Genomic DNA, 15,017 nt, shown 5'->3' on the forward strand with positions numbered 1-15,017 from the left:
CCTTGGTTTCATCAGAGAGTCCTTCGCCATGAGTCCTGTCAACGGCGGCCTGCCGGCCCCGGAATTCTCGCGCATCGTCAATGCCGACGCGGTGCGCCGCACCGACGTGACCGAGACCATCGAGGCGACGGAGAAGGAGCGCCGCGCGCTCGCCGAGCGGCTGGAACTGGAGGCGATCGGCAGCCTGACCGCCACGGTGAAGCTGCACGCGGTGCGCGGCGGCCAGATGATCCGGGTGTCCGGCAAGCTGGAGGCCGACGTGGTCCAGACCTGCGTCGTCACGCTGGAGCCGGTGCCGGCCCATGTCAGCGAGAGCTTCGAGGCGCTGTTCGCCCCGCCCTCGATGGTCGAGGACCAGGGGCTGGAGATCGATTTCGACCCCTCCCTGTCGGACGAGGACATCCCCGAGCCGATGGAGAACAATCGAATCGACATCGGCGAACTGACCGCGCAGCACCTGTCGCTGGGTCTCGATCCCTATCCGCATGCCGAGGGTGTGGAATTCGAGGGCTATGACGAGGGTGACGAAGGCGGGGCGACCGAAGACGAGGCGGCGGAAGAGGCGGAAAAGCCGAACCCCTTCGCCGTTCTGCAGCAGTTGAAGCAGCCGAAGTGACTGCGGACTTGCGTCCCCCGCTGTTCCTTGTATAAGGGCCGGCATTTCCACCCCCTCCAATGAGCGGCGCGGGGTTGCGAAATGGGGGTTGTTCGGGCTTGCCCTTCGGGAGCATTTGCCTTATTGAATGCCGCTCGCGCTGGGCGGCCCCTGTTCGGGCCGCCCTTTCCAATGAAGAGAGTTTACGGTCATGGCTGTTCCGAAGAAGAAGACCTCCAAGTCGCGGCGCAACATGCGGCGTTCGCACCATGCTCTGCCGACCTCGGCCTACAACGAGTGCCCGAGCTGCGGCGAGCTGAAGCGTCCGCACCACGTCTGCGGGTCTTGCGGCCAGTACGACCAGCGCGAAGTGGTTCAGAGCGGCACCGCGGCCGCTTGATCCCGATCGCGTTGTCTGAGGTCCCGATGATCAGGGGCGTATCTCGCCCCTGCCGGGGTCGTAGCCGGGGAGCCTGCTCGCGGTGAGCCAGCGTCTGACCATCGCCCTGGATGCCATGGGTGGCGATCTCGGTCCCGACATGGTCATTGCCGGGGCGGAGATCGCGCGGGAGCGCCATCCCGATGTGCGCTTTCTGCTGTATGGCGACCGGGAGCGGATCGAACCGCTGCTGAGCCAACGCCCCGCGTTGAAGGCGGTGGCGGAGATCCGCCATACCGCCGACTTCGTGGCGGGGGACGCCAAGCCCGCAGTCGCCCTGCGTGCCGGGCGCCAGTCCAGCATGAGGCTTGCCATCGACGCCGTGGCGTCGGGCGAGGCCGCCTGCGTGGTCTCGGCCGGCAACACCGGCGCCCTGATGGCGATGGCGAAGTTCGTGCTGAAGACGCTGCCGGGCATCGACCGGCCGGCGATGGCTTCCTTCTTCCCGACGCAACGGGGCGAGAGCGTGATGCTGGACCTCGGCGCCAATGCCGAATGCCAGTCGGAAAATCTCGTCCAGTTCGCCGTGATGGGGGCCGTCTTCGCGCGTGCCATCCTGGGGCTGCCGGAGCCGACGATCGGTGTGCTGAACATCGGTTCGGAAGACATGAAGGGCAACGAGGTGGTGCGTGCCGCGGCGGCCAGCCTGCGCGACATGCCGCTGCCCGGCCGCTTCCATGGCTTCGTCGAAGGCACCGACATCGGGCTGGGGACGGTCGACGTCATCGTCACCGACGGCTTCACCGGCAATGTCGCGCTGAAGACGGCGGAGGGGACGGCCAAGCTGTTCTCCGAGTTCCTGCGCCGCACCTTTGCGACATCCTTCCTGGCACGGATCGGCTATCTGCTGGCAAGGGGCGCCTTCAAGCGCTTCCGCGAGCGGATCGACCCGCGGCGCTACAACGGCGCGATGTTCCTGGGCCTGCGCGGCGTCTGCGTGAAGAGCCATGGCGGCACCGACCCGGTCGGATTCGCCAATGCCGTCGCGGTCGCGATCAATCTGGCGACTCACGGTTTCAACGAGCGCATCAAGGAAGAGATGGGGCGCATAGCCGACGCGAACCCTCTTCCCGACACGAAGGCGGCGGCGGGCTGAACCATGGTCATGCGTTCCCGAGTTCTTGGTTGCGGTATCTTCCTGCCGGCCAACGTCGTCACCAACCAGGATCTGGAACAGCGGGTCGACACGTCGGACGAGTGGATCGTCCAGCGCACCGGCATCAAGTCGCGCCACATCGCGGCTGAGGGGGAGAAGACCTCCGACCTCGCCATCGCGGCGGCGACCCGCGCGCTGGAGCATGCCGGCATTCCGGCCGCCAGCATCGACTGCATCGTGCTGGCGACCACCACGCCCGACAACACCTTCCCGGCCACGGCCACCAGGGTTCAGGCCGCGCTCGGCACCGTCGGATTCGCCATGGACATCCAGGCGGTCTGCGCCGGATTCGTCTATGCCATGGCTGTCGCCGACAATTTCCTGCGCAGCGGCCAGGCGCGCCGGGCCCTGGTGATCGGGGCGGAAACCTTCTCCCGACTGCTGGACTGGAACGACCGCACCACCTGCGTGCTGTTCGGCGACGGTGCCGGCGCCATCGTGCTGGAGGCCTATGAGGCCAAGGGCGATTCGTCCGATCGCGGCGTGCTGTCCACTCATCTGCATTCCGACGGCAGCCAATACGACCTGCTCTATGTCGACGGCGGCGCGTCCTCGACCGGCACCATCGGCCATGTCCGCATGCACGGGCAGGAAATCTTCCGCCATGCCATCTCCAAGCTGTCGGCGGTGGTGGATGAGGCTTTGCTCGCCAACGGCCTGGAATCCACCGACATCGACTGGATGGTTCCGCACCAGGCCAACAGGCGCATCATCGACGGACTGGCCCGCAAGATGAAGCTGTCGCCGGAAAAGGTGGTGCTGACGGTGGACCGCCACGGCAACACGTCGGCGGCGTCGATCCCGCTGGCGCTGGGCGAGGCGGTGGCCGACGGCCGGGTCAAGCGCGGCGACCTGATCCTGATGGAAGCCATCGGCGGCGGCCTGACCTGGGGCTCGGCGCTGATCCGCTGGTAAGCGGCCCCTGCTTTTTCCATACTCTCTTCGATGCTGCACCGCACGCGCAGCCCGCCTTCGGCCGGGCTGTATGCGGCTGCCAAGCTTTTGAATTGACGGACCTTCTTTCCCCGGATTACCGTCTTCGCAATGGTTGCGGGGGAGGTCGAACCATGTCTCAGAACACCGTCACGCGGGCCCAGTTGAGCGAGGCCGTCTACCAGGAAGTCGGTCTGTCGCGCAACGAATCGGCCGATCTGGTCGAAACCGTCCTGGACGAGATTTCCGACGCGCTCGCCCGGGGGGAGATGGTGAAGATTTCCTCATTCGGCAGCTTCCAGGTTCGCCAGAAGGGCGAGCGGGTCGGCCGGAACCCCAAGACCGGGGAGGAAGTGCCCATCCTGCCGCGGCGGGTGCTGGTCTTCCGTGCCAGTCATGTGCTGAAGAACCGCATCAACGATGTCCAGGAGGGTGGGGCGCCGACGCCCGCGCGGGCTCTCTCCTGAGGCCGGCCGTCAGTTATGACGCCGCTTCCAGGGAGATGGGCTCCCAGCCCAATGCCGTTCCGTGCCCGTCTGCGGATCGTCGCATCCGGTCGCTGCCGGGTGGCGGCCTGATCCTGCCATGAAATCCGCCACCGCCTATCGCACCATCAGCGAGGTCTCGACCGACCTGAACGTGCCCCAGCATGTGCTGCGTTTCTGGGAAACCAAATTCCCCCAGATTCGCCCGCTGAAGCGCGGCGGAGGCCGGCGCTATTACCGGCCGGAGGATGTCGAGCTTCTGCGCCGGATCCAGGCGCTGCTGTATGAGGACCGCTACACCATCAAGGGCGTGCAGCGCCTGCTGAAGGAAGGGCGCATGTCCGATCCGACGCCGCCCTTGCCCGAGGATGCCGATGAGCCCGGCGATTCCGGTGCCGGAGCGGGAGAGCAAGGCGCATTCGACGACGGCGTCGAGGACGGCCCGGATGACGGACCGCATTACGGTACGCAGCCCCCTTTGTCCGCCGCCCTGCGGCACGAGATCACCATGGTGGTGGACGAACTGAAATCGCTGCGTTCGGTGCTGTCGCGCCTCTCCGAAATCGGGGACAAAAAAAGCTGAAAAATCATCACGGGAGATGTTGCATCGGCAAAAGTCCGCGGCTATAGTCCCGTTCCCTTCCGGAGCCAAGCCGCAAGCACTGCGGTGAAGTTGACGGAGCGTAGCGCAGCCTGGTAGCGCATCAGACTGGGGGTCTGGGGGTCGCAGGTTCGAATCCTGTCGCTCCGACCAGTTCCGGAAGGATCGGAAAAGCCTTGGAACCCAAAGGTTCCAGGGCTTTTTCTTTGCCCGCATCATTGGGTGACGATGCGGCATCTATCGGCGCCGTGTGAAACCCTTGGGTGGAAGTCGAACCAATTCCCAAAGGGAGCGCAGCCTTGTGCGCGCCGGCAGCCGCAACGGCCCGCCGTTCCGCGGCCTTCTGGCCTATCTGTCCGCCAAGCTCCGACCAAAAAGAACGCGGCGGGCCGAAGCCCGCCGCACATCTTGTGCCGCAAAGGGAAAACCCCCGCGACGTGTTAACGGAAGGACCCCGATCCCCCAGCGGCTAAGCAAGGTGATTGTCTTTCCGCGGCAAACATCTCATGAGGGATTGTCTCCGTCAATCAGGTTGTAAAACTCTTTGATATGGACATACCAGCGGTGCGTTTGGACAATTCCGCTCTTGAAATGCGAGCCCATGCTTTTCGGCTGCATCAATTGCGGGAGGAAGTCTGTCGTGTCCAAGCGTCTCCGCTATCGCCTTGCCCTGGATCTCGGCACAAACAGCATCGGGTTCTGTCTGCTCGATCTGAACGGGGATGGCAGGCCCTGCGGAGTGCGCCGCATGGGCGTTCGCATCTTTCCCGATGGCCGGGATCCGAAATCGCAGCAGTCGCTGGCGGCGGATCGGCGTTTGGCGCGGTCTATGCGCCGGCGCCGCGATCGTTACCTTCGTCGGCGCAAGGCCCTGATGAACGCCTTGGTCGCCGCCGCCCTGATGCCGGAGACCCGGCAGGCGCGCAAGGCGTTGGAAGCGCTGGATCCCTATGAGCTGCGCGCCGCGGCGGTCGCCGGTCCGCTGCCGGCACACCAACTCGGCCGCGCCCTGTTCCATCTGAATCAGCGTCGCGGCTTCAAGAGCAACCGCAAGGCCGCCGGGGATGAGAATGAGGCGGGCAAGGTCAAGAGCGGCATCTCCGCCCTGAAGGCCGAATTGGCGGCCAGCGGTGCCGGCACGCTCGGCCAATGGCTCGCGGCCCGTCATGCCTCCCGCCAGCCGGTGCGGGCGAGGCTGACCGGCACCGGGGCCAAGGCGGCCTACAGCTTCTATCCGGACCGCGCGCTGGTCCATGAGGAATTCCAGGCGATCCGCGCCGCCCAGGCGCCGCATCATCCCTGCGTCACCGCCGAACAGTGGGACCGGATCGAGAGCGTCATCTTCCACCAGCGTCCGCTGAAGCCGGTGAAGCCGGGCAAATGCACCCTTTATCCTGCGGAGGAGCGGGCGCCATGGGCGCTGCCGATCGCACAGCGCTTCCGCATCCTGCATGAACTGCACAATCTCCGCATCGTCCGGCCGGGGCAGGGGGAGGAGGGGCTGTCGCCGGTTGACTTCGACCGCTTCTATGACCGGCTGTGCCGCAAGGGCGACCTGACCTTCAAGACGCTGGCCAAGGAGCTGAAGCTTCCCCCCGACGCCCGCATCAACCTGGAGGATGACAAGCGTGACCGGCTGAAGGGCGACGCCACCGCCGACGCGCTGTCGGCCGAAAAGGGCAAGCGCCGGCGGATCGGCGCCGCCTGGCATGGCTTCCCGGCCGACCGGCAGCGCGGGATCGTCGGCCGCCTGATCGATGCCGAGGATGAGGGGGAACTGGCCGGCTGGCTGGTGGAGGAACTGGGGCTGCCGTGGGAGGTGGCGATCCTGACGGCCGAGCGGCCGGGCCTGCCGGACGGCTATTGCCGGCTCAGTGAAAAGGCGCTGGAGCAGGTGGTGCCGCTGATGCACGAGGAGCATCTGCCCTATGACGAGGCGGTCCGCGCGCTCGGCCTGCATCATTCCGACCATCGCCCGGACGATCTGCTCGACGAGCTGCCTTATTACGGCGTCCCGCTGGAGCGCTTCATCGCCTTCGGCACCGGCGAGGCGGATGACCCGCCGGAACTGCGGATCGGCCGCTTTCCCAACCCTACCGTCCATGTCGCGTTGAACGAGTTGCGGCGGGTGGTGAACCGGATCATCCGGCGCTGGGGCAAGCCGGAGGAGATCGTGGTGGAGCTGGCCCGCGATCTCAAGCAGAGCCGCGCCGACCGTGACAAGGAACAGCGCGAGCAGGCGCTGAACCAGAAGAAGAACCGGACGCGGGTCGAGCAGCTTCGCGAATTGGGCATTGAGCCGACCGGCGAGGCGCTGCTGCGGCTGCGGCTGTGGGAGGAACTGCCGCGAATCGGCAGCGCCCATGTCTGCGTCTATACCGGCCAGCCGATCAGCATGACGCAGCTGCTGCAAGGCGATGTGGACGTCGATCACATCCTGCCCTTCAGCCGGACGCTGGCCAACGGCGCCGACAACAAGATCGTCTGCCACCGCCGCGCCAACCGCATCAAGCGCAACCGGACGCCGTGGGAGGCGTTCGGCGTCGTCCCCGCCGACGGCTATGATTGGTCCGCCATCGCCGAACGCGCCGAGTCGCTTCCCCAGAACAAGCGCTGGCGCTTCCTGCCCAATGCGATGGAGCGATTCGAGAAGGACCGGGGATTCATCGACCGGCAACTTGTCGAAACCCGGCACCTGTCCAGGGTTGCCCGCGAGTATCTCGGCTGCATCGTGCCGCTGGAGAAGGTGAGGGCCGCCCCCGGCCGGCTGACGGCGATGCTGCGCGGCCGATGGGGGCTGAACGCCATCCTGTCCGACGCCAATCTGAAAAACCGGTCGGATCATCGCCACCATGCCGTCGATGCCGCCGTGCTGGGGGTGATCGACCAGCGGCTGGTGCAGAGGGTGGCCGACGCCGCCAAGCGGGCGGAAGAGAGGGAACTGGAAAAGCTGTTCGACGGTCTGCCCGACCCGTTCGACGGCTTGCCCGGCCCGTCCTTCCGGGAACAGGTCCAGGACAGGGTGCAGGGGATCATCGTGTCCCACAAGCCCGAACATGGCTGGCAAGGGCGGATGCACAACGACACCGCCTATGGCCCGGTCGAGCGGCTGCCCGACGGAACCCATCGGGTGGTGACGCGCAAGCCGCTGGGGTCGCTCGTCGAAAAGGACTTCGGGAACATCCGCGACCGTGCCCTCGCCGCGGCGCTGGAACGCCATGTCGCCGAACAGGCGGCGCAGGGGCGCGGCCTGGGCGAGGCGCTGTCCTGCTTCACCTGGACGGGCGGAGAGGTGCGCCGCGTCCGCATGCTGGACAAGCTGGGCAGCCCCGTCGCGGTCCGGGACGAGGGTGGGCGGACCTTCAAGTTCTACAAGGGCGACAGCAACGCCTGGTACGAGATCCTGCGCGACGGGCGCGGGCGTTGGACGGGACGGGTCGTCAGCACCTATGAGGCCTACCGGCTTCACGCCGAATGGCTGGCCGAGAGGACCGACCGTGGGCGGGACGATGCCGCTTTCCCGGACTGGGCGGCGGGCCGGCTGTGCGCCGGCATCGGCACGCCGCTGTTCCGCCTGTTCAAGGGCGACATGCTGGCCTTCGGAACCGCGCCGAATCGGGAAATCCTGCGGGTGGTCAAGTTCACGGACGGGCAAATCACCTTCGCCGGCCATCGGGAGGCTGGAAACCTCAAGGCGCGGGATGCCGACAAGGAGGATCCGTTCAAGTACCGCTACTGTTCGCCCGAGGCCTTGCGCAAGGCGCAGGCGCGGCCGGTGGGGGTGGACCCCGCCGGCTTCGTCCATGACCGCGGGCCGTTGGAGTAGGTCATGGCGAGCGCCGCCGGAATCGTGGTGGAGGTGGCCGAGGACGGACGGCATCTGTCGCTCGACCGTGGTTTCATGGTGGTGTCGGAAAAGGGGCGCGAGCTTGGCCGCGTCCCTCTCGACGACATGGCGGTGCTGATCGCCACCGCCCATGGGTTGACCTATTCCAACAATCTGCTGCTGGCCCTGCTGGAACGGGATTGTTCGGTCATCCTGTGCGGGCGGAATTTCACCCCGGCAGCCATCCTTTGGCCGCTGGACGGCCATCACATCCAGGCCCAGCGCATGCGGGCGCAGGCGGACATCACCGATGCCTTCAAGCGCCGGCTGTGGCAGGCCATCGCCCGTGCGAAGGTCCGCAATCAGGGGGCGATCCTCCAGGCGCTCGGCCATTCCGCCGGCGCGTTCGAGGAACTGGCCCGAAAGATGCGGACCGGCGACCCGGAGAACATCGAGGCGCAGGCGGCGCGGCGCTACTGGCCCCTGCTGTTCGGGCCGGATTTTCGGCGCGATGCCGAGGAACCGGGTATCAATGGGCTGTTGAACTATGGCTATGCCGTGCTGCGCGGCGGTACAGCGCGGGCGACTGCTGCCGCCGGACTGCATCCGAGCCTTGGGCTGAAGCATTCCAACCGCTCCAACCCCATGTGTCTGGTCGACGATCTGCTGGAGCCGTTCCGGCCCATGGTGGATATCGCCGTCCACCGTATGGTCTCGGATGGGCTTCTGGAGGTCGATCGCGAGACGAAGCGGATCCTGGCCGGGCTGCTGGTGCAGGACTTGCGGACGGATGCCGGGGTGACGCCGCTTTCCACCTGCCTGTTTCGGCTGGCGACATCGCTCGCACAGGTTCTTTCCGGCGAACGCCAGGTTCTCGACCTTCCGCTGTCGCCGCTTCCCCTCGAAATAATTCGTGGTCCGTCAGCCAAGGAGGGCGCGCATGTCACTCAGCGCGTATCGGCTCATGTGGATGATGGTGATGTTTGACCTGCCGACCGTCACCAAAGCCGATCAGAAAGCGGCGACTCGGTTCCGTAATTTTCTGTTGGATGAGGGCTTCGAGATGTCGCAATTCAGCGTCTACATGCGCTTCTGCGCCGGCGCTCCGCAGGTCGAGGCGCGAATCGGACGGATCAGGTCCAACCTGCCGAAGCGGGGAAAGGTGCAGATCCTGACCTTCACCGACCGTCAGTATCAGACGATGGTGTGCTTCGACACGCGCACGAAACAAGAACCTGCCGCAAAATATGAACAGTTCAAGCTGTTTTGACGGGCGTTCCGTGGAGGGTTTTCAGAAAAGAAACCCAGATAACCTTTTTGTTTCAGTGAGTTACCTGGGATCCTATTGTAGCCGCTGGGGGATCGGGGTCCAGCCGCAACACTACAATGCGCTGGGCCGCACCGAAGGGCATTGTAGCCGCTGGGGGATCGGGGTCCAGCCGCAACGGTCCACCAGTTCCACACGTTGTGTTCCGGATTGTAGCCGCTGGGGGATCGGGGTCCAGCCGCAACACATCCATGCGATGGTGGTGCCGCTGGACAATTGTAGCCGCTGGGGGATCGGGGTCCAGCCGCAACTGGAGACAGACAGATGACCGACAAGATTTCATTGTAGCCGCTGGGGGATCGGGGTCCAGCCGCAACGACGACGCTCGACACGCTGAACGAACTTGCATTGTAGCCGCTGGGGGATCGGGGTCCAGCCGCAACTGGACGGGCATGGTGTCGATGCGTTCGGCATTGTAGCCGCTGGGGGATCGGGGTCCAGCCGCAACCTCACGCATGGCAAATCATGAACAAAACCAATTGTAGCCGCTGGGGGATCGGGGTCCAGCCGCAACCGCCGGCCGAGCGGCCCGCGTCATGGGCGAATTGTAGCCGCTGGGGGATCGGGGTCCAGCCGCAACTCATGGAAGTCATTGCCGTTGTGGACCGGGATTGTAGCCGCTGGGGGATCGGGGTCCAGCCGCAACTCTGGCTTGATCGACTTGGACCGGCGCTTAATTGTAGCCGCTGGGGGATCGGGGTCCAGCCGCAACCATGATGAGAAGCAGGTACGCGCCGTGCAGATTGTAGCCGCTGGGGGATCGGGGTCCAGCCGCAACGTCCACCACGTCCGGTCTCGTGATGGCCCCATTGTAGCCGCTGGGGGATCGGGGTCCAGCCGCAACACCGTGGTGCTCAAGGTGCGGGCGTCGGGTATTGTAGCCGCTGGGGGATCGGGGTCCATCTCAACTTCAGCTTCTCGTGTGTTGTCCAGGCCAGAGGAGCTTCTTCGCCACATGGCGTCGAGCGACGCCAACGGCGGACCGCGCCACATTGTAGCGGCGGGGCAGGGGGGCTGAAAGAAGCATTGGAAACAGTGATTTTTGTGTTTGCGTCTCCGAATGCCTTGGGCTATGTTGCGCCTCCACCAGCGATGGACCCGTAGCTCAGCTGGATAGAGCGCTGCCCTCCGAAGGCAGAGGTCATGAGTTCGAATCTCGTCGGGTCCGCCATTGATTTGCGTTAGAGCGTTGATTTAGCAGTTAAATCCGCTCTAACGCGTTTCTCCCCACTTCTGATTTCTCCATATTTCCGTGGCTGCCGGCAGACGATAGCGCATGTCGTTCAATCGTCGGTTCACGATCCACGATTTGCCGCCCGACGTGATGTGGCGATCGCAGATACCTCCTCGCGATTGTCCAATCCCAAACCGGATAATTCACCAGAGCTGAAGCTCGGGCGGCCGCCTCTTCTCCGACCCCGGTGTTCCGCTGCTGGCGGAGATGATCCGCTTTCATTGCCTGCTGTTCGCCGCCGGTCATGCCGATGCCGACGGCTGTGACGCCCTGCACGGCGACCCCGCCTTCAGGAAAACCGGGGCGGTTCAGCCGACCAGTGGAGGCGGTATGGAGTGCCATTGGGCAGATGCATTGCGCGCAATTCGATCGCGCATAACAAAAATCATTGCGCACAATCAAATTGCGTGCGATGTTCTTCCCACGAGATCAGCGGCGGGGTTCCTCCCGCCGACGGCCAACCAAGCCCCGACATCCAATGTCCCGACATCCAATGTAAGGAGAACGCACCATGAAGACCCTGTATTCGACGAAGGTTTCCGCCACCGGTGGCCGCGACGGCAAGGCCGTCAGCGAGGACGGACTGCTGTCGGTCGCGCTGGCCGCGCCGAAGGAATTGGGCGGGCAGGGCGGGGCCACCAATCCCGAGCAGCTGTTCGCCGCCGGCTATTCGGCCTGCTTCATCGGCGCCATCAAGTTCGTCGGAAACCGCGACAAGATCGCCGTTCCGGCCGATCTGTCGGTGACCGCCACGGTCGGCATCGGCGCCCGCGACGACGGCGAGGGTTTCGGCCTGACGGTGGATTTCGTCGTGTCGCTGCCGGGCATGGACAAGGCCGCCGCCGAGGATCTGCTGGCCCGCGCCCACAAGGTCTGCCCCTACAGCCATGCCACCAAGGGCAACATCCCGGTCACCACGACGCTTGCCTGAGGCGCGTGCAAGGTTCTTTGATAGGGTGATTGCCTGAGGCGGACCGCCTTCAGGATTGCGCCGCCGGGCTGTTGCGCGCGATTGTGCCGAACGCATGATCGTCCGGCGCGCCACCGCCCGGCGGCGCGCGCCGTTTCGAAGGTTCCGCATAGCCATGACTGCCGACAGGAACGATCCGCTTCTGCTCTCCAACCAGGCCTGCTTCGCCCTGTATTCGGCGAATCTGGCGATGACCCGCATCTATCGTCCGCTGCTGGAGGCGCTCGGCCTGACCTACCCGCAATATCTGGCGATGCTGCTGCTGTGGGAGGAGGACGGACGGTCGATGAAGGCGCTGGGCGAAAGGCTGGGGCTGGACAGCGGCACGCTGACCCCGCTGCTGAAGCGGTTGGAAGGGCAGGGGCTGGTCAGCCGCGCCCGCGACCCGCAGGATGAACGGCTGGTCCGCATCCGCCTGACACCCGAAGGCGCCGCGTTGCGCGACAAGGCCGAATGCCTGCCGACCCACATCGCCGCTGCCGCCGGCTGCTCGGTGGAGGAGTTGGCATCCCTGCGCGACGCGCTGCTGAAGCTGCGCGACGACCTGAACCGCGCCGCCGATCGGGGCTGAACCGAACCGGACCGAACCGGACCGGACCGGCGCTGTTGAAAGGGCTGGAAATCGGCGGCCGGACGGCCTTTCCTGTCCTGCCGCCCCCGGAAGCAAGGTGCCTGCCGTGACGCCCAATTTCATCGACGACCGTCTCCGCATCCGCGCGGCCGATGCCGACGACGCGCCGGACCTCGCCCGGCTGATCGACATTGCCGGCGGCGGGGTCTACGGCTTTCTGCTGGACGGGCTGGTGCCGGGGCTGACGGCGGCGGAAATGCTGATGCCGGGCCTTGCCGGGCGCAGCGGTTCGCTGTCCCATCGGCAGAGCGGGGTCGCCGAACTGGACGGGCGGGTCGTCGGCATCGCCCACGGCTATCCCACCGACTGGATCCGGACGGAGGATTACAGCGGTCTGCCGCCCGACCGCGTCGCCCATATGGCCGCATTCTCCGAAACGCTGGACGGGGGCAGCTATTTCCTGTCGGCCCTGGCGGTCGATCCGGCGCAGCGGCGCCACGGCATCGCCGGACGGCTGCTGGGCTGGTTCTATGAACGGGCGCGGACCGGCGGGTTCGACCGCGTCACCCTGCATGTCTGGGCCGACAACGACCCGGCCCGCCGCCTTTATGCCGGCGAAGGGTTCGAGGAGATCGGCCACGCCGACATCCCCTGGCACCCCCGCCTGCCGCACCAGGGCGGCAGCATCCTGATGCGGCGCTATCTCTGATGCCATCGAGCTGAAGCTTCATGCTCGCCCTCAAGCGGCGGGCGCGGCCGTCCGGCCGCTTGCCTTCGCAGGCACGGGCCTGCGGGGCCGCGGTCGCGGCCCTTACCGCCGGCCGCAAGTCAGGACTTGCGCCCGGCAGTATGAGCGGCCTCCCGCAACGGCGGGCTTTCGGCCGACAGTTCGTCGATGCGGCGCACCACCAGATCGGGGGCGGCGTAATGCACCATATGCCCGCAGTCCGGCACCCAATGCAGGGTGCTGTTCGGCAGCACGTGATGCAGGCGGCCGCTCTGCTCCTCCTGTGAAACGATGCGGTCCTCATGGCCGGCGAAGATCGCCACCGGGACGGTCACGTCGGCATAGCGGTGCTGCAGCCGCTCCGCGCCTGGCGCCAGGGTGACGCCGTCCTCGGCGTTGGCGCGCAGCTGGCTCGGCCGGGTGGTCAGGGCGACGGGGAAGGTTTCGGTCAGATGGTCCGGCACCGGCCGCGGCGAGAACAGGGTCTTCAGCATCGCCGGCATCACCGCCTTGGAGAAGGGCGGAGTCACGGTGTAGCGCAGCAGATCGCCCAGCACTGGCGCCGCGACCGGCGCCACCATCACGGCGTCCACCCGCTTGGTCGGGAAGTAATAGCCGGCGATCAGCGCCAGCCCCTTGACCGTGCGCGGATGGTCCAGCGCCAGGGCCAGCGCCACCAGCGTCGCATAGGAATGGCCGGCGACCACCGCGTTCTCGATCCCCAGCACGGCGAAGGCCTCGGCCAGCAGGTCCGCCTGTTCCTCCGGCGTCCAGGCGCGGTCGCGGGGACGGTCGCTGTGGCCCATGCCGGGGCGGTCGAAGGCGATGACCCGATGGTTCTTCGCCAGCCGGTCGAAAAGCCCGCTCGCCAGCGAATCGCCGAGCGCGGAGACGTTGCCGTGCAGCAGCACGACCGGCGGTCCCTCGCCGGCTTCCGTGTAATGCAGGCGGACCCCGTCGACGGTCACGAAGCGGCCTTCGGGTGGGTAGCGCCGCTCCGCCGCGCGGGCCGCCAGCGTGTTGGCGACGGCCAGCCCGCCCAAGGCCAGCGCGGTGATGCCCAGGGTCTTGAGGATGGTGGATTGGCGGTCGGTCATGGCGGTTGTCCTCTCAAGCGGTTGCTGCGATGCAGCATCGTCGAGAGGACAACCGGGGGAGGGGGGAAGGGTTCCCGGGGGTATCGTCAGCCGACGATCACCCGATCACTTCCCCGCCTTCAACTGCTCCCGCGTCAGCCAGAACACCTCGCCGAAGCTGTTGGCGGTCTGCAGCCACAGGAAGTCCAGATGGGGATATTCCGCCTCCAGGATCTCGCGGCCGGTGCCGAACTCGCAGAGCAGGCCGCCCTCCGGGGTCAGGTGCTTGGGAGCTTCCTTCAGGATGCGGCGGACGATGTCCAGCCCGTCATGGCCGCCGGCCAGCGCCATTTCCGGCTCGGCCCGGAATTCGGGCGGCAGGGCGTCCATCGCCTCGGCGTCGACATAGGGCGGGTTGGTGATGATGACGTCGTATTTCCGCGTCTTCAGCGGCGCGAACAGGTCGCCCTGGTGCAGGGTGATGCGGTCCTCGAACCCGCTGTCGGCGACGTTGCGCTTTGCCACCTCAAGCGCGTCGGGCGACAGGTCCACCGCGTCCACCTGGGCTTCCGGGAAGATGCGGGCGGCGAGGATGGCGAGGCAGCCGGAACCGGTGCACAGATCCAGCACCCGCTCCACCGAGGTCGGATCCTCCACCAGCGTGAATTCGTCGCCGCCGAACAGGTCGGAGAACAGCAGCTCCCCGATGTAGGAGCGCGGGACGATCACCCGCTCGTCCACATAGAAGGGGATGCCCTGGATATAGGCCTTGTTCAGCAGGTAGGGCGCCGGCTTGCGGGTGTCGATGCGGGCATGGAGGATGCCGGCCACCGCCTCGCGCTCCGCCGCGGTCAGGCGGGAGTCGAGATAGGGATCGAGCTGGTCGACCGGCAGGTGCAGCGTCTCCAGCACCAGGAACACCGCCTCGTCGAAGGCCGTGGTGGTGCCGTGGCCGTAATCGAGATCGGCCTCGTTGAAGCGGCTGACGCCGTAGCGCAGGAAATCGCGGATGGTCGACAGCTCGGCGGCGGCTGTGGCGGCGGTGTGCTTGGCGGTCACGGGCGGCAGGCTCCGGTC

At 66.2% G+C, this 15,017-nt stretch carries 15 protein-coding genes, 2 tRNA genes and 1 CRISPR repeat array; of the genes, 14 read left to right on the forward strand and 3 right to left on the reverse strand.

Going from position 1 to position 15,017, the window contains the following annotated elements; genetic code table 11:
• Nucleotides 1–28 precede the first annotated feature (28 nt).
• From DM194_RS03285 to DM194_RS03335, 11 genes are all read left to right on the forward strand, one after another.
• Nucleotides 29–616 carry a YceD family protein gene (locus DM194_RS03285; protein WP_111065906.1) on the forward strand — a complete coding sequence of 196 codons (588 nt, stop codon included), beginning with the start codon at nucleotides 29–31 and terminating at the stop codon, nucleotides 614–616.
• Between the two features lie 190 nt (nucleotides 617–806).
• Nucleotides 807–995, forward strand: coding sequence for a 50S ribosomal protein L32 (rpmF, locus tag DM194_RS03290; RefSeq protein WP_111065907.1), 189 nt, complete (start codon nucleotides 807–809; stop codon nucleotides 993–995).
• Between the two features lie 82 nt (nucleotides 996–1,077).
• Entirely contained in the window at nucleotides 1,078–2,130 is a 1,053-nt protein-coding gene (gene plsX, locus DM194_RS03295; protein ID WP_111065908.1) for a phosphate acyltransferase PlsX, read from the forward strand.
• A gap of 3 nt (nucleotides 2,131–2,133) precedes the next feature.
• Nucleotides 2,134–3,105 carry a beta-ketoacyl-ACP synthase III gene (locus DM194_RS03300; RefSeq protein ID WP_111065909.1) on the forward strand — a complete coding sequence of 324 codons (972 nt, stop codon included), beginning with the start codon at nucleotides 2,134–2,136 and terminating at the stop codon, nucleotides 3,103–3,105.
• Nucleotides 3,106–3,257: 152 nt separating this feature from the next.
• A complete protein-coding gene (locus DM194_RS03305; protein ID WP_111065910.1) occupies nucleotides 3,258–3,590 on the forward strand; it encodes an integration host factor subunit alpha in 333 nt (110 codons plus the stop codon).
• A gap of 118 nt (nucleotides 3,591–3,708) precedes the next feature.
• On the forward strand, nucleotides 3,709–4,191 hold the full coding sequence (locus DM194_RS03310; protein WP_111065911.1) for a MerR family transcriptional regulator: 483 nt from the start codon (nucleotides 3,709–3,711) through the stop codon (nucleotides 4,189–4,191).
• Nucleotides 4,192–4,285: 94 nt separating this feature from the next.
• Nucleotides 4,286–4,362, forward strand: a tRNA-Pro gene (locus tag DM194_RS03315).
• 487 nt (nucleotides 4,363–4,849) lie between these two features.
• Complete coding sequence (cas9, locus tag DM194_RS03320; protein ID WP_162629952.1) at nucleotides 4,850–8,035, forward strand: type II CRISPR RNA-guided endonuclease Cas9; 3,186 nt, start codon at nucleotides 4,850–4,852, stop codon at nucleotides 8,033–8,035.
• 27 nt (nucleotides 8,036–8,062) lie between these two features.
• Nucleotides 8,063–9,022 carry a type II CRISPR-associated endonuclease Cas1 gene (gene cas1, locus DM194_RS03325; protein ID WP_246024268.1) on the forward strand — a complete coding sequence of 320 codons (960 nt, stop codon included), beginning with the start codon at nucleotides 8,063–8,065 and terminating at the stop codon, nucleotides 9,020–9,022.
• On the forward strand, nucleotides 9,015–9,305 hold the full coding sequence (cas2, locus tag DM194_RS03330) for a CRISPR-associated endonuclease Cas2 (protein ID WP_246024269.1): 291 nt from the start codon (nucleotides 9,015–9,017) through the stop codon (nucleotides 9,303–9,305). Before cas1 ends, cas2 begins: the two co-directional genes overlap by 8 nt.
• Nucleotides 9,306–9,379: 74 nt before the next feature.
• A CRISPR array of direct repeats spans nucleotides 9,380–10,272; the repeat unit is 36 nt; unit sequence ATTGTAGCCGCTGGGGGATCGGGGTCCAGCCGCAAC.
• 184 nt (nucleotides 10,273–10,456) lie between these two features.
• Nucleotides 10,457–10,533: transfer RNA gene (locus tag DM194_RS03335), tRNA-Arg, on the forward strand.
• Between the two features lie 30 nt (nucleotides 10,534–10,563).
• Here DM194_RS03335 and DM194_RS27985 read toward each other — a convergent pair.
• The gene (locus tag DM194_RS27985) at nucleotides 10,564–10,938 is read right to left on the reverse strand and encodes a hypothetical protein (RefSeq protein ID WP_162629953.1); all 375 of its coding nucleotides are present in this window, start codon (nucleotides 10,936–10,938) and stop codon (nucleotides 10,564–10,566) included.
• Between the two features lie 169 nt (nucleotides 10,939–11,107).
• On the opposite strand from DM194_RS27985, the gene DM194_RS03340 reads away from it, so the two are divergent.
• From DM194_RS03340 to DM194_RS03350, 3 genes are all read left to right on the forward strand, one after another.
• Nucleotides 11,108–11,527: an organic hydroperoxide resistance protein gene (locus DM194_RS03340; protein ID WP_111065914.1), complete on the forward strand. Its 420-nt coding sequence runs from the start codon at nucleotides 11,108–11,110 to the stop codon at nucleotides 11,525–11,527.
• A gap of 154 nt (nucleotides 11,528–11,681) precedes the next feature.
• Complete coding sequence (locus DM194_RS03345; protein WP_111065915.1) at nucleotides 11,682–12,137, forward strand: MarR family winged helix-turn-helix transcriptional regulator; 456 nt, start codon at nucleotides 11,682–11,684, stop codon at nucleotides 12,135–12,137.
• 106 nt (nucleotides 12,138–12,243) lie between these two features.
• Nucleotides 12,244–12,846 (forward strand): GNAT family N-acetyltransferase, encoded by a 603-nt coding sequence (locus DM194_RS03350; RefSeq protein WP_111065916.1) that lies wholly within the window; start codon nucleotides 12,244–12,246, stop codon nucleotides 12,844–12,846.
• A gap of 119 nt (nucleotides 12,847–12,965) precedes the next feature.
• Here DM194_RS03350 and DM194_RS03355 read toward each other — a convergent pair whose 3' ends face one another.
• Both DM194_RS03355 and prmB read right to left on the reverse strand, forming a co-directional pair.
• Nucleotides 12,966–13,961 carry an alpha/beta fold hydrolase gene (locus tag DM194_RS03355; RefSeq protein ID WP_111065917.1) on the reverse strand — a complete coding sequence of 332 codons (996 nt, stop codon included), beginning with the start codon at nucleotides 13,959–13,961 and terminating at the stop codon, nucleotides 12,966–12,968.
• A 105-nt stretch (nucleotides 13,962–14,066) separates the two neighbouring features.
• Nucleotides 14,067–14,999: a 50S ribosomal protein L3 N(5)-glutamine methyltransferase gene (prmB, locus tag DM194_RS03360; protein WP_111065918.1), complete on the reverse strand. Its 933-nt coding sequence runs from the start codon at nucleotides 14,997–14,999 to the stop codon at nucleotides 14,067–14,069.
• Nucleotides 15,000–15,017: the final 18 nt, after the last annotated feature.

Origin of the sequence: Azospirillum ramasamyi, from assembly GCF_003233655.1 — a bacterium.
Taxonomy (GTDB): Bacteria; Pseudomonadota; Alphaproteobacteria; order Azospirillales; family Azospirillaceae; genus Azospirillum; species Azospirillum ramasamyi.